The 20068-nt window shown below is 68.3% G+C and carries 18 protein-coding genes and 1 pseudogene; 11 read left to right on the forward strand and 8 right to left on the reverse strand.

The annotated features are described in order from the left end of the window. Nucleotides 1-155: 155 nt before the first annotated feature. Together HN013_RS27985 and HN013_RS27990 are read right to left on the reverse strand one after the other, a co-directional pair. Nucleotides 156-1040: a hypothetical protein gene (locus HN013_RS27985; protein ID WP_171171091.1), complete on the reverse strand. Its 885-nt coding sequence runs from the start codon at nt 1038-1040 to the stop codon at nt 156-158. Then, nucleotides 1037-1420 carry a RusA family crossover junction endodeoxyribonuclease gene (locus HN013_RS27990; protein ID WP_171171093.1) on the reverse strand — a complete coding sequence of 128 codons (384 nt, stop codon included), beginning with the start codon at nt 1418-1420 and terminating at the stop codon, nt 1037-1039. The genes HN013_RS27985 and HN013_RS27990 overlap by 4 nt, the downstream gene beginning before the upstream one ends. Before the next feature lie 640 nt (nt 1421-2060). Here HN013_RS27990 and HN013_RS27995 point away from each other — a divergent pair. Genes HN013_RS27995 through HN013_RS28005 form a run of 3 tightly spaced genes read left to right on the forward strand, consistent with a single transcriptional unit; the run spans nt 2061 to nt 6125 of the window. Then, the gene (locus HN013_RS27995; RefSeq protein ID WP_312018734.1) at nt 2061-2717 is read left to right on the forward strand and encodes a TnsA-like heteromeric transposase endonuclease subunit; all 657 of its coding nucleotides are present in this window, start codon (nt 2061-2063) and stop codon (nt 2715-2717) included. Next, a complete protein-coding gene (locus HN013_RS28000) occupies nt 2714-4981 on the forward strand; it encodes a transposase (protein WP_171171095.1) in 2268 nt (755 codons plus the stop codon). Before HN013_RS27995 ends, HN013_RS28000 begins: the two co-directional genes overlap by 4 nt. Continuing rightward, on the forward strand, nt 4959-6125 hold the full coding sequence (locus tag HN013_RS28005) for an AAA family ATPase (protein ID WP_249375501.1): 1167 nt from the start codon (nt 4959-4961) through the stop codon (nt 6123-6125). Before HN013_RS28000 ends, HN013_RS28005 begins: the two co-directional genes overlap by 23 nt. Before the next feature lie 358 nt (nt 6126-6483). On the opposite strand, the pseudogene HN013_RS34250 reads toward HN013_RS28005, so the two are convergent. Further along, nucleotides 6484-7029: pseudogene (locus HN013_RS34250) on the reverse strand (TniQ family protein); the annotation flags it as partial. Nucleotides 7030-7155: 126 nt separating this feature from the next. Between HN013_RS34250 and HN013_RS33360 the strand changes: the two are divergent. Further along, nucleotides 7156-7518 carry a hypothetical protein gene (locus tag HN013_RS33360; RefSeq protein ID WP_249375503.1) on the forward strand — a complete coding sequence of 121 codons (363 nt, stop codon included), beginning with the start codon at nt 7156-7158 and terminating at the stop codon, nt 7516-7518. 839 nt (nt 7519-8357) lie between these two features. Here HN013_RS33360 and HN013_RS33795 read toward each other — a convergent pair. Beyond that, nucleotides 8358-8936, reverse strand: a complete 579-nt coding sequence (locus HN013_RS33795; RefSeq protein ID WP_312018738.1) for an endonuclease domain-containing protein — start codon at nt 8934-8936, stop codon at nt 8358-8360. Between the two features lie 157 nt (nt 8937-9093). Here HN013_RS33795 and HN013_RS28020 point away from each other — a divergent pair, with 157 nt between their 5' ends. The 3 genes from HN013_RS28020 to HN013_RS28030 all read left to right on the forward strand — a co-directional run bounded on the left by HN013_RS28020 (nt 9094) and on the right by HN013_RS28030 (nt 10596). Next, the gene (locus HN013_RS28020; RefSeq protein WP_171171100.1) at nt 9094-9477 is read left to right on the forward strand and encodes a helix-turn-helix domain-containing protein; all 384 of its coding nucleotides are present in this window, start codon (nt 9094-9096) and stop codon (nt 9475-9477) included. A gap of 43 nt (nt 9478-9520) precedes the next feature. Further along, nucleotides 9521-10141 (forward strand): hypothetical protein, encoded by a 621-nt coding sequence (locus HN013_RS28025; protein ID WP_171171102.1) that lies wholly within the window; start codon nt 9521-9523, stop codon nt 10139-10141. A gap of 116 nt (nt 10142-10257) precedes the next feature. Further along, the gene (locus tag HN013_RS28030; protein ID WP_171171104.1) at nt 10258-10596 is read left to right on the forward strand and encodes a DUF2516 family protein; all 339 of its coding nucleotides are present in this window, start codon (nt 10258-10260) and stop codon (nt 10594-10596) included. A gap of 36 nt (nt 10597-10632) precedes the next feature. Here HN013_RS28030 and HN013_RS28035 read toward each other — a convergent pair whose 3' ends face one another. Then, nucleotides 10633-11925, reverse strand: coding sequence for a PP2C family protein-serine/threonine phosphatase (locus tag HN013_RS28035; protein WP_171171105.1), 1293 nt, complete (start codon nt 11923-11925; stop codon nt 10633-10635). 520 nt (nt 11926-12445) lie between these two features. Beyond that, nucleotides 12446-13471: an NlpC/P60 family protein gene (locus HN013_RS28040; protein ID WP_171171107.1), complete on the reverse strand. Its 1026-nt coding sequence runs from the start codon at nt 13469-13471 to the stop codon at nt 12446-12448. A 483-nt stretch (nt 13472-13954) separates the two neighbouring features. Between HN013_RS28040 and pstS the strand changes: the two genes are divergently transcribed. The 4 genes from pstS (at nt 13955) to pstB (ending at nt 18083) form a co-directional block, all read left to right on the forward strand. Continuing rightward, complete coding sequence (pstS, locus tag HN013_RS28045) at nt 13955-15085, forward strand: phosphate ABC transporter substrate-binding protein PstS (RefSeq protein ID WP_171171110.1); 1131 nt, start codon at nt 13955-13957, stop codon at nt 15083-15085. Between the two features lie 111 nt (nt 15086-15196). After that, complete coding sequence (gene pstC, locus HN013_RS28050; RefSeq protein WP_171171158.1) at nt 15197-16186, forward strand: phosphate ABC transporter permease subunit PstC; 990 nt, start codon at nt 15197-15199, stop codon at nt 16184-16186. Between the two features lie 11 nt (nt 16187-16197). Next, the gene (gene pstA, locus HN013_RS28055) at nt 16198-17265 is read left to right on the forward strand and encodes a phosphate ABC transporter permease PstA (protein ID WP_171171160.1); all 1068 of its coding nucleotides are present in this window, start codon (nt 16198-16200) and stop codon (nt 17263-17265) included. Nucleotides 17266-17303: 38 nt separating this feature from the next. Beyond that, nucleotides 17304-18083 (forward strand): phosphate ABC transporter ATP-binding protein PstB, encoded by a 780-nt coding sequence (gene pstB / locus HN013_RS28060; protein ID WP_171171111.1) that lies wholly within the window; start codon nt 17304-17306, stop codon nt 18081-18083. Nucleotides 18084-18369: 286 nt separating this feature from the next. On the opposite strand, the gene HN013_RS28065 is transcribed toward pstB, so the two are convergent. Further along, nucleotides 18370-19368, reverse strand: a complete 999-nt coding sequence (locus tag HN013_RS28065) for an inorganic phosphate transporter (protein ID WP_171171113.1) — start codon at nt 19366-19368, stop codon at nt 18370-18372. A gap of 6 nt (nt 19369-19374) precedes the next feature. Next, nucleotides 19375-19995, reverse strand: a complete 621-nt coding sequence (locus HN013_RS28070) for a DUF47 domain-containing protein (RefSeq protein WP_171171115.1) — start codon at nt 19993-19995, stop codon at nt 19375-19377. Nucleotides 19996-20068: the final 73 nt, after the last annotated feature.

Below are 20068 nucleotides of genomic sequence, written 5' to 3' on the forward strand. Positions count from 1 at the left end.
ATAGGGAACCAACGGGGCTCCTGTGCCGGTTGGTTGAGACTTCGAACACCTCACTCAACGGCACGGGAGCCTCGTGCGTTGCGGGCGCCGCAACCCTCACCCGATCAGTGGCCACGCTGAAAAAGCTCAGTATTTGATCCTGAAGTGATCACGTACTACCTCTTCGATACCCACTCATAGCATTCGCTCTCCAGTTCCCAAACGGCTTCGTCGATGTCTTTTTCATCTGCGTCAGGAAATTGCCCCTGGAGGACATCGCGAGCTTCGTATGGCTCGCTCCTGAGCAACCGGTATTCGTTTTCACATCCGTCATCTGGCATGTTCTCTGCTTCGTAGTGTTGCCGGAACCAGTCGATCATTCGGTCTGGCGAAACGTATGTTTCAGGCAAGATGCGCTGCAGGGCCTCCAGGAGGTTGCTTGCGAGAGCAGCGACATCTCCGTCAATGCGGAATCCATGAGCGATTCTATTTCTAGCGTCTGACGCGACCAGGAGGATCTCATAAATATCGTACGAGATGAGGCCAAGGCTTTGCGCCATGGCTACAAGTTGCTTGGGCGATCGCACCGCGCGGCGTTCTGAGATGGAGTCGTAGTCATCCGCAGTCGCTTGCTGGATCATCTGATCAAGAGTCACCTCGGCCGCAGCCCACGCCAGCAGCAAGGCAGCGCCGGGGTCTACCGCCTGTACTGCTCTCGCCCTAGACGTGATCTCGTCAGCCTGTTCGCGGCTGACCCGCTTTGCGGGTGGCGTTCCTAGCCAATGAAATTCAAGTTTCCAGTTAGGAAGGCGATCGATTACTCCGACCAACTTTTCCAGCTGTACTGCTTGTTCGTGATCTGAAGAGTCGGCTCCGCCCTTGAGTTCGACGACGATCGTTTCGTCGCCCTTTCGTAGGATCAGATCTGGCCTGAGTCTGCGAACCTCGCTGGGAATCGAGGAGGTGTCTTCTCGGGAGATCACCGAGTAGCCGCGAGCTCCATAGTCCGAAATGAGCTCTCGCAGCTTGACCCAGTCCTGTCCGCTAGATTCTCGGTTCACGGGAGCTCCTGTTCGTCTGGCGGGTCTTCGATCTTGATATGGACGAACGGGCCGCTAGACATGAATCCGCTTGCGAGGGCTTCGCTGAGTCCGAAAACTCGGAACGAGGCTTTTACGTCACGCACCCCAGCCCGAATGTCGGTGATCTGGGCATCGTCCTCGTAGACGACGCCGATCAGAGCATCCTGGATGGGCTTCAGCATGTTGTCGGTGTCCAGCGGGGCATCGACGTGGAAGAAGGTGATGCTCGCCAGGACCTTCTGGGTCAAGGGTGGATCGCCGGCGGGCCAGGCGGCTCTCGCTGCGCGTTCCGCCTCGGCCTTCCAGCGCCGCTTCCGGCTGCTCGAGCCCTGCACGGACGCGGGCACTCCGAGGACCACGACGTCCCAGGGTAGTTGCGGCATAGCCGCAGCGAGCCGACGTTCACTCGAATGGCGGTTCAAGGTCGGCGCTCGCGCCTCTGGTGCGCGGTTCCATGGTCGGCCTCTGTTAGACGCAGCCACTTGCAGTTGGCCGCGCTTGGACTGATCGCGACGCAGTTCTTGTGGGACTCGGTCATTTCACTGTGCAGGTGCGGCGGGAAACCGTCAGATGCGCTGGGAACGGACAACTATCGCCGCAAGTCACAACGGCTGTGACTTCCAGCGTTAGTTGTCACCAGTGACCGCACTTGACCTGGGCCGTTCGCCCCCAGTTTCAGGGCTTTCTGTCACCAGATTCACGCGGTAGTTGTCACTTCCGGCCACTTCTCAGCCCAGTTGTCACCAGGTTCGGAGACTGGGCCGCTGGCGGCGCTTGATGATGATCGTGTGGTGGCGTGAACGGAGCACACTCCCCCGTACAGCCGCCGTCTTCAGCTGCGGTGTGGGGCGGTGGTCTGTGGTCGCACAGTTGCCGGTGGGAGGACCTGCTCGTCCCGGTGTCGTGGCGCCAGGCAAGGACGGGCTCGTCCTGGGGCCGGAGTGGACCCGTCGCTGGACTGCGACCTGGCGGACAGCGGGTAACGAGGTGTCGTGCACCGTGCGGGACCTGGCCCACACGTCCATGGCGGCCGGCACGCCGGTGCGCTGGTTCTCCTGGCGCCGGGCTCAACGGCACCGTCCCGGCCTTCAGTTCCTTGTCAGCACCGGTCGCCATCACGGGACCGAGAGCCTGGAGGAGGCCCGCCTGCTCCTGACCCTCGACTTCGCGGCAGATCTCGTCGATGTGCTGTCGCAGCCCATGCGGCTACGGTTCGACACCGCGGCCGGGCGCCGGGGACACATCCCGGACTTCCTGGCGGTGACCAGGACCGGCATCTGGCTGATCGACGTACGGCCGCAGGCGCTGATCGCACCGGAGGACCTGGAGGCGTTCGCGGCGGCCGCCGAGGTCGCACTGGCCTGCGGCTGGCACTACACCGTCGCGGCGGGCTGGAGGGAGCATGCTGCCGCTGCGGTCGATGTCTTCTCCTCTCAGCGGCGGTCTTTGTCCGACCCTTTGGGGCTGCGGCCGGCGCTGGTGGCGGCGGCCCACGACGGCGGCACGTTCGGCCAGCTTGCGGACACCACCCGATTTCCGCCGCTGGCCCGTGCTCAGCTTCTGCATCTGCTCTGGCATCGGCGCCTGGGATCCGACCTGTCTCGGCCCTTCGGCGACCGGTCTCTGGTGATCAACCCCGTCCGGGAGAAGCGATGAGGACGGCCGCTGTCCTGGAACTCTCGCCAGGGGCGTCCCTGGTGCTGGACGGCAGGGAATGGACGGTCGAACGCCGGGAGCCGGAGCTCGGCCGGGTCCATCTGGTCCGTGACGACGGCACCCGGCAGCCGGTGACCTTCCGTTTCCTGGCCAACCATCCCAACTGCCGTCCCTCGTCCCGGACCGCAGCCCAGGGCTCCGGCCGGGGCCGCCAGCCGAAGACCGCGCAGGACCTGGAGCCGGGGCGGCGGGAGGTTGCAGCCTGTCGTCTGGCACATCTCCTGGAGGTGGAGACCGGCTTCCGCAGCGGCGATCCGCTGCGTCCCGGGCCAGGCGAGCCCAAGCCAGAGTACGACCCGGCCACCTCCACGCTGACCGCCCGTCGGCACGCAAAGGTGGCCGAACTGGCGGCGATGGACCGGCAGCAGGCGAGGCTGCTGGGCCTGGACCGGGTCGGCTACCGCACGCTGATCCGCTGGGACCGCCGTCGCCGCGAAGCCGGGCTGATGGGCTGCGCGGACGAGCGATGGCTGCGCGAGAGCGGAGGGCATCCCAGCGTCACCGAGGAGATCCGGGAGGCAATCTTCGCAGTCCGCGCGGAGACCCTGCACCGGTCGAAGGTGACCATGCGGACCCGGGCTCGCATGATCCACCAGTACGTACGCGAGACCTTCCCCGGCCGGGACATCGCCGTCCCCAGCTACCAAACTCTGTGGTTGGTCTGGCGCGAGTGGTTCGGACCAGGCGGATCCCGTCAGCGCTACGCGCGCTCAGCCGAACTGCCGTCGAAGAACGGACACGTTCTCGTCCACCGGCCCGGCCAGGTGGTCGCGCTCGACACCACGGTGCTGCCCGTGATGGTCCGCGAGAGCGTGTTCGGCAACCCGGTGAAGTGCCATCTCACCCTCGCCATGGACGTGCACACCCACTCCCTTTGCGCCTTCCGTCTCACCCTGGTCTCCGACCAGTCGGTGGACGTCGCGATGCTGCTGCGGGACGTGATGCTGCCGCTGCCCATGCGGGCCGACTGGGGCGAAGAACTGGAGTGGCCCTACACGGGTCTGCCCGCCGCGGTGGTCGCCGAGTTCGCCGGGCACAAGGTCGCCGGCCTTCCGTTCTTCGCCCCGGAGACCGTGACCACGGACCATGGGGCTGTTTACCGCAACCACCACCTGGTCGACGTCCAGCGGGTGCTCGGCTGCAACATCCTGCCCAGCCGTGTCCTGCGTCCCACCGACAAGTCCGCCTGCGAGCGGGCCTTCGGCGCGATCAGGTCGCTGCTGTTCGAGCAGTTGCCGGGCTACACCGGCGTCGACCCGGCCGACCGCGGGGCAGATCCGGAGGGCGACGCGGTGCTGACCATCGACGAGATGGAGCACGTGATCGCTACCTGGATCGTTGCCGTCTGGCAGCGGCGCAGGCTCGGCGAGTACGCGCCCAGCTGGGATCCCGGAGGCGACCACAGCCCCAACTCGTTGTTCGCCGCCTCATTCGCCCAGGCCGGCTTCGCCATGGAGATCCCTTCACCGGAGCTGTTCTACGAGCTGCTGCCTGTCCACTACGTCCGCAAGATCGATGCTCGGCGCGGGGTGAAGATCCGCGGACTTTGGTATGACGCGCCGGTTCTGGACCCCTACCGGGGCCAACGCTCGGCCCGTGGCGGACAGCACAAGGGCGAGTGGGTCATCCGCCGGGATCCCAGAGACCGCCGCGGTGTGTTCTTCCAGGACCCGCTCACCCACGGCTGGCACCGGCTGCCCTGGACCGGGCTGCCGCCCGACGGGCAAGCCCCCGCCTTCGGTGATGCACGCGTGCGCGAACTGCTCAAGAAAGCCGAAGCCTGTGGTCTGCGGCCTCGCACAGATGATGAACTCCTGGAAGTCCTGCTGGAATTGCTCGGCTCCCGCATCCCGGTGAGCCAGTGGAAGACCCGGATGCCGAAGTCCGCGCGGACCGAGCACGCCCGTGAGGTCGTGCAGGCCGCAGCCTCGCAGGCTGACCGGCCGCCGGAAAAACCAGCACCTCAGCCCGTCGCGGCTGCTGCTGCCGGGGAGACGGTGGTCACCCCCTTGCACTGGCCGGAGAGGAAGCTTCAGGCCGCGCAGAGCATCGACAGCCACCGCCGGCATCGCCGTGAACAGGCTGTCCGGGGCCGGCCGGAGCCACCGCCCCCGCTGGGTGAGGCATACCGGCAACGGGATCTGTTTCTCCTGCCCGAGGAGGACGAGAAAGAGGGTGGTCATGGCGGACCGAACGCCGGATGAGAGCGGGATCGTCCCTTTCCTGCGGGCGGGGCCGCCGCCGGACCGGACTAGGGTCGAGGGCTGGCAGCAGTGGCGGGAACGGCGGAACACGTTCATCCCGGCACCGCGGCTTTCCGCAGAGGAGTACGCGGCGATGAGCCCGAGGCGCCGGGTTCTGCACGACCTGCACCGGACGGCGACGCACGTGAACATGGGGCTGCTGGAGACCCCGATGAGCGCGAAGGTCACCAAACTGATGCGCGGGCGGCTGCGGAACAACGCGCTGAACTTCGAGCCGGGAACCCGTGACGGGCTGGTGATCAGCGGTGGCAGCTACCTCGGAAAAACGGAGACCGTCTGCGACGCCGCAGCCACGTTCGAGATGTTGTGGCGGGACCTGCACCGGCAGCTGCTGCCTGGCCCCGTCCCGGGCACGCGGGATCTGTTCGCGCCCGTCGCCTACTGCCGCACCCCAGTGCGGGCAACCCCGAAGGGATTGTGCGCGGCCATCCTGGACTTCTACGGGGCGCCGCTGCCGAAGACGCTGAACGGCATGGTCCGCGCGGTGCGGAACTCGTTGCGGGACCACCAGACCACGGCCTTGCTGCTGGACGACATCACCAGGCTCCGCCTTCACCGCGAGGACGACCAGGACACGCTCGACCTTGTCCGAGAGCTGATGGATCTCAACGTCACGCTGGTGCTGATCGGTGTCAACATCCCCAGGTCCGGACTGCTGCGGAGCGGCTGTCCCGATCCCCGCACCGGACAGTGGATCTTCTCGCCGGTCAAGTCCGGCAAGAGCTTCAATCCGTCGGCCGCCACGCAGACCGAGCGCCGTTTCGATCTGGTCGACCTCGATCCGTTCGACTACGACACTGCCGAGGGAATGACCGCGTTCGTCCAGCATCTGGCGGGCATCGAGGACGGGTTGCGGCTGCTGCGGGCCCGTCCTGGAATGCTCACCGAAGGCGAGATGCCGGAGTACCTGTTCCGCCGCACTCGCGGAATCGTCGGGCTCCTCAAACGGCTGATCGAGGACGGGTGCACCGAGGCGATGGAGTCGGGGGCCGAGGAGCTAACCGACGCCGTTCGGCCTCAACGTCGATCACCTGTGCCAGTTCAGAAGTGGCCGAGTGGGGCCGGGCTTCGGGCCAGGTCATGAAGATCAGAGCGACGACGCCGCGGAGGTCCTGGAAGTACTGCGGGGTGGGAGTGATCCACCCGACGCTGCTGACCTGTCCGGGACCGTCCGGGGAAAGGAACGAAAGGTACTTCCTTTGCAGCGCGAAGAGGGCATCTCGTGATCGGGGGTCCTTGAGCGTCGGCTCGCTGTCCCTGGGAGCCTGGATGAGGTCGGCTCCGCAGGCCGGGCTCACCGCCCGGAGCTTTCCTGGCTGCGGAGTCGCTCTGCACTGGAGCGGATGCAGTTCGCTGTCCCGTGGACGGGCGATGAGGTCGTTGCTGTGGCGGTTCTGGGCCGGCTCTCCGCAGTGGTGGCAGTGGCGGCGGAGGAACCGTTCGTGGCGAGGGCAGCAGAAGACCGGCGGGAGCCACCAGAGCCGGCGCCAGGCTCCGCCGAGATGCTGCTGGATCTCCGAGCCGTCTCCCGCAAGGCAGTCCGGGCAGTACTGGGTTCGCGTTGTCAGCACCCAGGGGTTGTTGTGATGCAGGCGCCCGGTGCTGAAGGTGTCCCGGCTTCGGTAGACGTTCCGGCCCCGGTAGTTGGGGTTCAGAGGACCGTAACGGCTCCCGAGTGAGGGCAGCAGCAGGCCGGCTGTCTCCTGGCGCGACAGACGGGTGCTTCGACAGAAGGCGGCAATGTCCGGTTCGCTCAGGCTGACCGCGCAAGAGAGCGGGATGCGGATGAGGGTGGTCCTGTCCTTCCGGCTGCTGGGAAGCCCTGTGTGGAGGACGAGCGGGCCCGGGCCGATACTCAGCCGGTAGGACAGCCGCAGCAGGAATCCGGGCAGTGACTCATCCTCCAGCGGATCTAGGCTCCGCGGCAACAGCCGCATGGCCGACAGCCCGGGCGGCTCAGCCATCGGCCGCGCTCCCTCCGCGGTCATCGAAGACGCTGTTGCGCCCCTTCTTGCGAGTCTTCCGAGCAGGGACAGGGACACACTGGGGAACTTCGCGTACCTCACCGGCTGTTGGGTCGCGGTCGTCGAGGTTGCCCAGTTTGATTTCGATCGTTGACAGCAACCCCGGGTGAGCTGCTCCTCCGTCGTGGCGCACAACACCGGCAGAACCTGCGTTCGACCGCATACACCGACCCTCCGGACGACCTCGTCGTCACCGGCGCCGTCCTCGAAATCGCGGACCGCATGCTCGGCTCGCCCAACGAAGACGCCGCAGCCGAGTTCCTTATCCCCCTCGCCGACGAGGCCACACGGATCCACCAGCCGATCAGCTACCCCCTTCGCAACCCCTGCGGCGCATCGACTCCGCTCCTGGTCGTCCTCGGCTACCGCCCCAAGAACGGCCGAAGCCGATGCGACGTCATCCAGGCCGTCGCGGAAGGACGCGCCACCCGCGCGACGGATAGTTGTGACTGAGCACTTCAGCTGGCGAGTTGAGCGTTGTGGTACGCGAGCGAGCCGATTTCGCCCCGCCACGCAAGCTCGCGCCACCCGAATCGACCGAGACGCCGCAGCCCAACCCACCCGGGGCATGGCGCATGAGCAGACAGGGCTCACGTGTCGGGGTGTCGTTGAGGCTCCGCGTCAGGCCGGGCCGACGATGCACGCTCGTGGCCCTTCGGGTCAGCCAGGCACTTCCACGGGACGTCGCCCTGGCCGGGGTCGAGGGCAAGACCTTGAGGTGCCTTGAGCGCACACGGCCTAGGGGCGGCTATGACAGCCGCCCCCAGAGCAGCTATTACTGCTGACGCTTACTCACGTGCGATGCGGCGGTCATTCCGGCGCCGTAGGTGAAGGCAAGAACGGCACCGCCAGAAGCTACGGCGGTGAGGGGGGTCTGGCCAAGAGCAGCGGAGCCGATCCCCGCAACCAGCCCAGTGATGACAGATACCAGAGCGACGACGACAACGTGATACACGCGGTGGTCGCAGGTAGAAGTGGTGGCAGACAAGTAGGGCCCTCCTGCACTCCGTCGGAGCGCCGTCACCTGAATCAGGGCAGGATGCAGCCTGCGCTGGATTCACGTCACAGCGTCGCCGCCCAGCGGGCGTCGCAACAGGGGAGCGCCGGCCAGGCGCGCCTATTGCTCCTCGACTGGGGCGCTGTGGCGGTTGGCCATCATCACCGATGCACCATGCCTTTCAAGGATCTCGTCAACCACGTCCATAGTAGCCACCAACACTGACATCCAGAAGGGTTGGAGCGCGCCTCCTGAGAGCCCAAGTGCTGTCCACAGCTACCCTCGTTTACCTGAGTCAGGCCAGACGGTCACGCACGATGTCGCCCAGCAGAAACTGGAGCCCTCCGGCAAGGCGAAGGCGACGGCCTGGTGGGTTGGTCAGGTAGTCGTTCATGCGGCCCCAGTCCCTACGGTCATGGGAAAGGAGTTCGTACCAGGCAACACCCCGAGCGTTGCACCCGATGCACAGCAAGCCTCGGACGCATCCTCCACAGATGGACCATGCGGCGTCTGACGGAGTGCAGCACTGGTGATCGTGATCAATGTGCCAGTACGAGGAGCCCGTGTCCCACCTATCCGGTTTCCCGCCACACAGGGCGCAAACACCGCCCTGAAACTCCAGAAGGGCCCTCACGTCGCCTGCTGTGAGGTTGTACCGGCGGCCTTGTCGGGCCATCTGGCTGCAGCTGGGGCAATGCCCCGAACGTCGCCCCTCTCCCCTGTACTTGACAGTGGTGCCACACCCCTCGCAGGCCCACAAGGTGTCGCGCGTCAAAGGGATTCCGTATGAAGCTCGCATCCCCCGACGGTAGCGGGAAGCACTGACACCGCTCTGGCCGTGGGGGCGCAGCCTCTCTCCCAGGGCTTGGCCCATCCGTCTCGCCGCGTAGGGCACGGTCTAAGTCATGGCGTGACAACAAGCGCTGAAATGTGACAGCTAACGCTGGAAGTCACAACGGCCGCGGCGCGACACCGCCAACTCCTGCAAGCAGGTGCTTGCAAAAGTTAGCAAGGTGCGGCAGCATCGCCTCATGGCATCGCTCAACGTCGGCAACCTCGGCGAGTACCTGCGCGAGCAGCGTCGCAACGCGCAGTTGACGCTGCGTCAACTCGCCGATGCGGCGGGAGTGTCCAATCCCTACCTCAGCCAGATCGAGCGCGGTCTGCGGAAGCCGAGCGCGGAGATCCTGCAGCAGCTGGCCAAGGCGCTGCGGATCTCGGCGGAGACGCTGTACGTGCAGGCCGGGATCCTCGACGAGCGGGCCCGGGAGGAGGCGGAGGTGCGCAGCGTGATCCTTGCGGATCCCTCGATCACCGAGCGGCAGAAGCAGGTCCTGCTGGACATCTACGACTCGTTCCGCAGGGAGAACGGGCCGAAGACGAAGGACGACGACGACAGCAAGCCCGCCGGCTGACCCTTTCCGGGGCGGCCGCGTCGGGAGACGGGAGACCCATCGCATGGCCATCACCACTCAGGACGTGCTCAAGGCAGCCACCGACACCGCCTACGCGGCGGCCGGCGCCGCCGACCTCGCCGCCGAGAAGCTCGGTCAGGCGGTCGTCGAGGCTCCCGGGCGGCTGGAGCAGCTGCGGAAGACGGACCCGAAGGAGCTGGGCGACCGGGTGACCAAGGGGGCCAAGGAGGCTCAGACGCAGGTCACGGCCAAGTTCGGGGAGATCGTCGGGTCGCTCGACGGGGACCTGAAGAAGCTCGGGCAGAACGCGCAGGACCTGCTGCTCCAGGGCGTCGGGCAGGCGGTCGGGCTCGCGGCCCGGGGTGGCGAGACCTTCGAGAAGCTGGCCGACCGCGGCCGGGAGGCCGTACGGACCTGGCGCGGCGAGCCGGCCGCGGAGGTCACCGAGATCCCGGTGGCCACCGAGCCGGCCGACCAGGCCGCCGCGGAGGACGCCAAGGGCGAGAAGGCCAAGGACGAGAAGGCCGCCGCCGCGGACGAGGACGCCAAGCCCGCCGCCCGGAAGACCGGCACCCGCAGGTCCACGACGGCCAAGAAGGCCGAAAGCAAGGCGGACGACAAGGCCGGCGACAAGGCGGCCGGCGACAAGACCGGCGCCCAGTAGCAGCGCTCCGGGGAGCGATCCGGGCACCTCCCACGTGTCCGGGTCGTTCCCCGAGTACGGTGGGCAGCAGCGGGCGGACCGTACACGTCGCACGGACGGACGAGAGGTGGGCGGCAATGCTGGTGCAGGGCTTCAACACGATCTGGGCCTACGTGACCCTGGGCCTGCTGGTCTTCGCCGTGGTCGCCTTCGTCAACGCGGCCATCCACCGCGAGGACGCCTACCGGGCCGCGGACAAGCAGAACAAGGGCTTCTGGCTGATCATCCTCGGCCTCACGGTCGCGGTGAACGTGTTCCTCGGCGTGTGGGGCTTCCTGCCCATCCTGGGCCTGGTGGCGACGATCGTCTACTTCGTGGACGTGCGTCCCGCCCTCAAGCAGGTCACGGGCCGCGGCCCGCGCCGCCGGGGTTCCAGCTCGGACGGCCCGTACGGTCCGTACAACGGCGGGCGCTGAGCCAAGCTGAGCCAAGGGGGGCCAGGGCGCAGCTCCTCAGCGGTCGAGCAGCAACACCGCCAGATCGTCCGTCAGTTCCTCGCCGTTCAGCGTCCGGACCTCCGTGACCGCGGCATCCAGCAGCGCCTCCCCCGCCAGCCCTTCCTTCATCTGACGGGCGATCATCTCGATCATCCCCTCCTGCCCGAGCCGCCGCGCCCCCTCGCCCACCCGGCCCTCTATCAGGCCGTCCGTGTACATCAGGAGGCTCCAGGCGTCGCCGAGCCCGACGTCCAGCCGCGGCCAGTCGGCCCGCGCCAGCAGGCCGAGGGCCGGGCCGCCGCCGTCCTGGGGCAGCAGGCAGGGCGGTTCGCCGGGACGGACCACGAGCGGGGCCGGGTGGCCGGCCAGGAAGAGGCCGGCGGAGCGGCCGTCCGGCGCGATGTCGACCGCGCAGAGGGTCGCGAAGATCTCGTGGTCGGCGCGCTCGTGCTCCAGGACCTCCTGGAGGGTGCCGAGCAGCTCGCCGCCGCCGATCCCGGCGAGCGTCAACGCCCGCCAGGCTATCCGGAGTTCGACGCCGAGCGCCGCCTCGTCGGGGCCGTGCCCGCAGACGTCGCCGATCATCGCGTGCACCGTGCCGTCGGGCGTCCGGACGGTGTCGTAGAAGTCGCCGCCGAGCAGGGCGCGGCTGCGGCCGGGCCGGTAGCGCGCGGCGAACCGCAGGTCGGAGCCGGCCAGCAGGGGGTTGGGCAGCAGCCCGCGCTCCAGCCGGGCGTTCTCCTGGGCGCGCAGCCGGGACTCGGAGAGCTGCCGCTGCGCGAGATCGGCGCGCTTGCGCTCGACGGCGTAGCGGATGGCGCGGCTGAGGACGCGGCCGTCCAGTTCGTCGCGGAAGAGGTAGTCCTGCGCGCCGACGCGGACGGCCTCGGTGGCGCGCTCCGCGTCGGTCTCGGAGGTCAGCGCGAGCACGGCGTGCCGCGGGGCGAGCCGCAGCACCCGGCGCAGGGTGTCCAGCTCGTCGCCAGGAGCACCAGGAGCACCGGGAGCGCCGGGCGCGCCGGGCGCGCCTGCGTCACCGGGATCACCGGAGTCACCGGAGGCGCCGTCCCCCGCGGGCAGGCCGAGGTCGAGCAGGATGCACTGCACGTCGTCGGTGAGCAGCCGCTCGGCCTCGGTGAGGTTGCGCGCGGTGCGGATGCGGACGGGCTTGCCGGCCACCACGGTCATGTCGGCCATCTCGGGCATGGAGAGCGACCCCGCCGGGTCGTCCTCGATGACCAGCAGGGTCAGCCCGCCGTCGGACGGTCCGGCGGCGGACGCCACCGTGCCGGGTGCGGATACGGGCATCACGTCGGTTTCCTTCCTCCCCCGGCGATCACCGGGAGGCGCCCCACCCCCGAGGGCGGCGCCGCACGGAACCGCGGCGCCCGACGCGACAGTAGCGGGGAGCCGCGGGCGAACGGAATGGTACGGAGCCACCCGCCTCTGTCATATGCCGTCGCCAACGCCGCTTTTGGGGCGGGCCGGGAGGAAAACGTCATGAGAAACGTCACGTCGCATACGTACGTACGACAACGCCACACCCCGAGCTGCGATAACCGTGCGACGGCCGATCTGGAGCACGAAACGACCGGCCCGGAGCGCGAACGGAAGCGTGCACGCCGATATCGCACCTCCGCGCTTCCGCACGGCGCAAACCGAACGCCCCACGGCGTGACGTGGGTTACGTGATCCGGCTTACGTGACGCCCGTTACGTGACCGCCGTTACGTGACGCGGGATACACGCCGGAGCACCGGCGGAAGGAGGGCGCGCACCCCCAACCTCCCCCACCCGTAGGCCCGTAGGCCCGTCAGCCCGTAGGCCGGTCAGCCCGTCGGCCGCACCACCCCGAGGATCGGCATCGACCCGGCCCCCGCCATCGTCACCTGACGGCCGGGCCGCGGCGCGTGCACCATCATCCCGTCGCCGACGTACATCGCCACGTGGCTGGCGTCCGAGAAGTAGATGATCAGGTCGCCGGGGCGCATGTCCTTGACGTCGACCTTGGGGAGCTGCCGCCACTGCTCCTGCGAGGTGCGCGGTATCCCGCGGCCGGCCGTCGCCCAGGCCCGGGAGGTGAGGCCGGAGCAGTCGTAGGTGTCAGGGCCCACGGCGCCCCAGACGTAGTTCTTGCCGATCTGGGCGGTCGCGAACTCGACCGCGCGCCGACCCTCGGTGGTCGCCGTGCCGGCGTCCTTGAGGGAGACGCCCTTCAGGGCGTCCGAGGCGAGCCACTGCTGCTGGGCCTGCCGGGCCTTCTCCTCCTCCAGCTTCCGCAGCCGCTCGCGCTCCGTCTCCTCCAGGCGCGACTCCAGCTTCCTGGCGGCGTCGAGGCGGGCCTCGATCTCCTTCTTCGCGTCTTCCTTCTTCTTCCGCTCGCCCTTGAGCCGCTTCCACCGCTCGTCGGCGGCCTTCACATACTTCTCGAGCTCGGCCTTGGCGGACTCGGTCTCGGTCAGCAGCCGCCGCGTGGCGTCCTGCCCCCGGCGGGTGGTGTCCAGCGAGGCGAGGAACTCCTCGGGCGAGCGGGCCAGGAACAGCTGGGTGGAGGGCGCCAGGCCGCCGGTGCGGTACTGGATCCGGGCCAGGGCGCCGACGCGGTCCTTGAGCTCCTGGACCCGCTCCTCGGCGACGGACACCCGCTTGGTGAGGTCGCCGACGTTCTTCTCCTGGAGGCGGCTCTGCTCGTCCGCCGCGTTGTAGGCGTCCGTGGCCGACTCGGCCTTGCGGTAGAGGGCCTCCACCTCCTGGTGGACCTCCTCCAGGCTCTTCCGGGGCGGCGTCGGGTCGGCCCAGGCCGCCTGCGGGAGCGCCGCGCCGGCGGCGCAGGCGACCGCGGTGGCGACGATCACCCGGCGGAGACCGGGGACCCTGGTCCGGGGTCTGTCCCTCCCGGGCACCCGGGTGATGTCCGTACCCCCGTCACCAACGGCTCCGCCGTTCCGCCCCACCGGATACCTCCGCGACTCGAACGCCCCAGTCCTCACATGCCGCAACGCGCGGAAGGGATCGTGTCATGGGCGTGACCAAAGCAACAGAGACCTGCGTCACAGATGACCGGAATCCCGCGGCGGCGCGATCCGACCGGTTCCACCGCCCTGACGGCCGAGGTTCACCCCTCGTTCACCTCACTCCTTCGACGGCTTCACCTGATCTGCTTAATTTCGGCCGTAGAACAGGGGCTGCACGGTCACCACCTGTGCGTGGCCGCCCTGCGTGAACCACGGGGAAGCGCAGAATCCCGACACCGCCCCACCGAAACCGCACCACCGGTACCGCACCACCCACTTCTCGCACGCCGCCCCAGCGGCGGCTCCCGGAAGGAACACCAGAAAGTGAAGCTTCAGCGCAAGAACCGGCTCCGGGCCGTCGCCTTCGGCGCCATCGCCGTCTCCGGCGCCCTGGTCCTCACGGCGTGCGGCTCGGACGACAACAGCGACGGCGGCTCGGGGGGCAACGGCACCTCCAAGACCGCCTCCAACGTCAAGTGCGAGGGCAAGGGCCAGCTGCTGGCCTCGGGCTCGTCCGCGCAGAAGAACGCCATGGACCTGTGGGTCAAGAACTACATGGCCGCCTGCAAGGACGTGCAGATCAACTACAAGGCCACCGGATCCGGCGCCGGCATCCAGGAGTTCCTGCAGGGCAAGACCGCCTTCGCGGGCTCCGACTCGCCGCTGAAGCCGGAGGAGGTCGCCAAGTCCAAGGACGTGGTCAAGGGCGGCCAGGGCATCAACCTGCCCATGGTGGGCGGCCCCATCGCCATCGGCTACAACCTGCCGGGCGTGGACAACCTGGTGCTGGACGCCGAGACGCTCGCCAAGATCTTCGACAACAAGATCGACAAGTGGAACGACCCGGCGATCGCCAAGCTCAACAAGGACGCGAAGCTCCCGGACACCAAGATCCAGGCGTTCCACCGCTCCGACGAGTCGGGCACCACCGACAACTTCACCAAGTACCTCAAGGCCGCGGCCGGCAACTCCTGGCCGTACGCGCCCGCCAAGGCGTGGGCCCCCAAGGGCGGCCAGGCGGCCGACGGCTCGGCCGGTGTCTCGTCCCAGGTCAAGCAGGTCCAGGGCGCCATCTCGTACTTCGAGCTGTCCTACGCCACGGCCGGCGGGATCAAGACGGTCAAGCTGAACACCGGCGCCTCCGCCCCGGTCGAGGCCACCTCCGACAACGCCTCCAAGGCCATCGCCGAGGCCAAGATCACCGGCACCGGCAAGGACCTGGCCCTCAAGCTCAACTACACCACCAAGGCCGAGGGCGCCTACCCGCTCACCCTGGTGACCTACGAGATCGTCGGCGACAAGGGCAACAAGGCCGACTCGCTGCCGGCCACCAAGTCCTTCCTGACCTACGTCGCCAGTGAGGACGGCCAGTCCGTGCTCAAGCAGCTCGGCTACGCCCCGCTCCCGGCCGAGATCGCGAAGAAGGTCCGCGAGACCGTCGCGAGCCTCTCCTGACCCCGTGCGGCCGCTCCCCGCGGGCGGCCGCACGATCCGGTGCACCGCCGCGCCACGGGCCGGACGCCACACCGCGTCCGGCCCCGCAGACCGGAGAATTCCGTGAATGACATCGACATAGCCGACTCGGCACCCGCCGACCGACCACCCCAGCCGGCCCCCGCCGCCCCCGTGCAGGCGACGAAGGGCACCGTCCGCCCCGGCGACCGGATCTTCCTCGGGCTCTCCCGCGGCTCCGGCCTCCTCCTCCTGGTGATCATGGCCGCCATCGCGGTCTTCCTCACCGTCCGCGCGACGCACGCGCTCTCCGAGGACGAGGGCAACTTCTTCACCACCTTCGAGTGGAGCGCCAACACCGACCCGCCCGTCTTCGGCATCGCGGTCCTCGCCTTCGGCACGGTCGTCAGCTCGCTGATCGCGATGGTCATCGCGGTCCCCGTGGCTGTCGGCATCGCGCTCTTCATCTCGCACTACGCGCCGCGCAAGCTGGCCGCGCCGCTGTCGTACGTCATCGACCTGCTGGCCGCCGTGCCGTCGATCGTCTACGGCCTGTGGGGCGCCCTGTTCCTCGTCCCGCACCTCGGCGGGTTCTACAGCTGGCTCGACGACTACTTCGGCTGGACCGGCGTCCTCGCCTACCACGACGGTGCCGCGCGGTCGCTGTTCACCATCGGCATCCTGCTGGCGATCATGATCCTGCCGATCGTCACCAGCGTCAGCCGCGAGGTCTTCCGCCAGGCGCCCAAGATGCACGAGGAAGCCGCGCTGGCGCTCGGCGCGACCCGCTGGGAAGTCATCCGGATGTCGGTCCTCCCCTTCGGCCGCTCCGGCGTCATCAGCGCCTCGATGCTCGGCCTCGGGCGCGCCCTCGGCGAGACGATGGCCGTCGCCACCGTCCTCTCCCCCAGCTTCCTGATCTCCAAGAGCCTCCTCGACCCGGGCGGCGGCACGTTCGCCCAGAACATCGCGAGCAGCTTCAAGGAGTCCGGCGAGACCGGCAAGGACGCGCTCATCGCCTCCGGCCTCGTCCTGTTCGTCCTGACCCTGCTGGTGAACGGCGCGGCCCGGATGATCATCGCCCGCCGCAAGGAGTACTCGTGAGCGACGTGACCATGGACCGTCCCGCGGTGGCCGGCGACGCCCCCCGGCCCACGGCCTCCCTGCACCAGCCCCGGCTGCCGCGCTGGGCCCCGGCCGCCCTGGCCGCCCTCGCGGTCGCCGCCGGCTGTGGGATCGGCCTCGGCGCCGGGCTGAGCAGTCGCGTGCAGTGGGGCCTGATCGCCGCGGTGCTCTTCGTCGCCCTGACCTACGGGTTCACCGCCCGCGTCGAGGGCCTGCGGCAGGCCAAGGACCGGCTCGCCACCAGCCTCGTGTGGATGTGCTTCCTGATCGCCGTCGTCCCGCTGGTCTCGCTGATCTGGGAGACCGTCGCCCGCGGCTCGAAGGTCCTCGACGGGGGCTTCCTGTCGCACTCCATGTCCGGGGTGCTGACCATCCAGCCCGGCGGCGGCGTCTACCACGCGATCATCGGCACCCTGGAGCAGGTCGGCATCGCCACCGCCCTGGCGGCCCCCGTGGGCCTGCTCACCGCCATCTACCTGGTCGAGTACGGGCGCGGCCGGTTCGCCCGCGCCGTGACGTTCTTCGTGGACGTCATGACGGGCGTCCCGTCGATCGTCGCCGGCCTGTTCGTCCTCAGCTTCTGGATCATCGCGCTGGACTTCGGGTACTCCGGCTTCGCCGGCTCGATGGCCCTGGCGATCCTGATGATGCCCGTGGTGGTCCGCTCCACCGAGGAGATGCTCAAGCTCGTCCCCAACGAGCTCCGCGAGGCCTCCCTCGCCCTGGGCGTGCCCAAGTGGCGGACGATCCTCAAGGTCGTCCTGCCGACGGCCATCGGCGGCATCACCACCGGCGTCATGCTCGCCGTCGCCCGCGTCGCCGGCGAGTCCGCGCCGATCGTGCTGCTGGTCTTCGGCTCCCAGGTGATCAACAACAACCCGTTCGACGGGGCGCAGTCCTCCCTGCCGTACTACATCTACGAGCAGTGGGCGGCCGGCAACGACGCCAGCTACGACCGCGCCTGGGCGGCGGCCCTCGTCCTGATCGCCTTCGTCATGATCCTCAACCTGGTGGCCCGCGGCATCGCCCGCTGGAAGGCCCCCAAGGCCGGTCGCTGACCGCCCCCGTACGCTCCTGAGAAAGAAGCAGTGATCCCATGGCCAAGCGCATCGACGTCAGCGGCCTCTCCGCCTACTACGGCTCCCACCGGGCCATCGACGACATCTCGATGACCGTCGAGCCCCGCTCCGTGACCGCCTTCATCGGCCCGTCCGGCTGCGGCAAGTCCACCTTCCTGCGCACCCTGAACCGCATGCACGAGGTCACCCCCGGTGGCCGCGTCGAGGGCAAGGTGATGCTCGACGACGAGAACCTCTACGGCTCCGGCGTCGACCCCGTCTCCGTCCGCCGCACCGTCGGCATGGTCTTCCAGCGGCCCAACCCGTTCCCGACCATGTCCATCTACGAGAACGTCGCCGCCGGCGTCCGCCTCAACGGCGGCCGCATCCGCAAGTCCGACCTGGACACGGTCGTCGAGAAGTCCCTCAAGGGCGCCAACCTCTGGAAAGAGGTCAAGGACCGGCTCAACAAGCCCGGAGCCGGCCTCTCCGGCGGCCAGCAGCAGCGCCTCTGCATCGCCCGCGCCATCGCCGTCGAACCCCAGGTCCTGCTCATGGACGAGCCCTGCTCGGCGCTCGACCCGATCTCGACGCTCGCCATCGAGGACCTCATCGGCGAGCTGAAGGAACGGTTCACGATCGTCATCGTCACCCACAACATGCAGCAGGCCGCGCGCGTCTCCGACCGTACGGCCTTCTTCAACCTGGCCGGGGTGGGGCAGCCGGGCAAGCTGGTCGAGATCGACGACACGGAGCGGATCTTCTCGAACCCGTCGGTGCAGGCTACGGAGGACTACATCTCGGGGCGGTTCGGCTGATCGCCGGGGGGTGTTGCCCCGGTCCCGCCCTTTCACCGTTTCTGCGGGGGGTGCCCCGGGCGCGAAATCCAGCCCGTCCGGCGTTTGAGGACGCGCGCCGCAGGCGTGCTCGGGGGGTGCGGGGGCTCGCCCCCGCAAGAAACGGTGAAAGGGCGGGACCGGGGCACCCCCACCAAGCCGCCTTGCGGCGCTGCATGGCGGTGCCGCCGCAAGGCAAAGGGCCCGCCCCCTGCTCGTACCAGGGGGCGGGCCCGATCCATTCACCGAAGGTGATCGGAACAGCAGGTCAGCCGAAAGCCAACTGCACGATCCAATAGCTGAACGCGGCAACGGCAGCCGCAGCCGGCATCGTGATGAACCACCCCATCACAATGTTCTTCGCGACCCCCCACCGCACGGCCCGCGACCCCTTCGTGGACCCGACACCCATGATCGCCGAGGTGATCACATGCGTCGTGGAGATCGGCGCGTGGAACATGAACGACGCCGTGTACATCACCGAAGCGGCCGTCGTCTCGGCGGCGAACCCCTGCGGCGGATCCAGCTCGATGATCCGGCGCCCCAGCGTCCGCATGATGCGCCAGCCACCCGCGTACGTACCCAGCGACAGCGTGATCGCACAGGCCAGCTTGACCCAGAGCGGAATCGCGGCGTCCTTGTCCTGGACGTCACCGATGACCAGGGCCATCACCACGATGCCCATGGTCTTCTGGGCGTCCTGCAGACCGTGGCCGAGCGCCATGCCCGCCGCGGAGACCGTCTGGGCGATACGGAAGCCGCGCTTCGCCTTGTGCGGGTTGGACCTCCGGAACATCCACATGATCGCGACCATCACCAGATAGCCGATGATCAGGCCGACGAACGGCGAGAGGAACATCGGGATGACGACCTTCTCGACGACGCCCGACCAGATGACGGTCGTACCGCCCGCGAGCGCCGCGCCCACCATGCCGCCGAACAGGGCGTGCGAGGAGGACGAGGGCAGGCCGAAGTACCAGGTGACCATGTTCCAGACGATCGCGCCGACCAGCGCGGCGAAGAGGATGCCCATCCCCTTGTCGCCCACCGGCGTCTCGATCAGGCCCTTGCTGACGGTCTTGGCGACGCCGCTGCCAAGGAAGGCACCGGCGAGGTTCATGACCGCCGCCATCGCCAGGGCCGCGCGCGGGGTCAGCGCCCGCGTGGAGACCGAGGTCGCGATGGCGTTGGCGGAGTCGTGGAAGCCGTTGGTATAGGTGAATCCGAGCGCGACCGCGATGGTCACGACAAGTGCGAACGTATCCACCGGAGGTCAGGACTCCTTGACCGCGATGGTCTCGACCGTGTTCGCGACGTGCTCGAACGCGTCGGCCGCCTCTTCCAGCACATCCACGATCTGCTTCAGCTTGAGCACCTCGATGGCGTCGTACTTGCCGTTGAAGAGGTGGGCGAGCAGCTTGCGGTGGATCTGGTCGGCCTGGTTCTCCAGACGGTTGACCTCGATCCAGTACTCGGTGAGGTTGGTCATCGTGCGCAGGTTCGGCATGGCCTCGGCGGTGAGCTCGGCGGCTCGCGCGAGGACCTCGATCTGCTGCTCGACGCCCTTGGGCAGTTCCTCGACCTGGTAGAGGACGACCAGGTCGACGGCCTCTTCCATGAAATCCATGATGTCGTCGAGCGACGACGCGAGGGCGTAGATGTCCTCGCGGTCGAACGGCGTGATGAACGAGGAGTTCAGCTGGTGGAAGATCGCGTGCGTCGCGTCGTCCCCGGCGTGCTCCGCTGCCCGCATCCGCTCGGCGATCTCGGCCCGGGCGGACGGCTCCGCTCCGAGCAGTTCCATGAGGAGCTTGGAGCCCGTGACGATGTTGTCCGCGGACGCGGCGAACATGTCGTAGAAGCTCGTCTCCCTGGGGGTCAGACGAAAGCGCACGTGGGATCCTCGGGGTGCAGCGGATTCGGTCTCGTTGATGCTAGGCGCATCATCCGGCCACAGCTAACTGGCA

It is taken from the genome of Streptomyces sp. I05A-00742 (assembly GCF_013055795.1).
GTDB lineage: Bacteria > Actinomycetota > Actinomycetes > Streptomycetales > Streptomycetaceae > Streptomyces.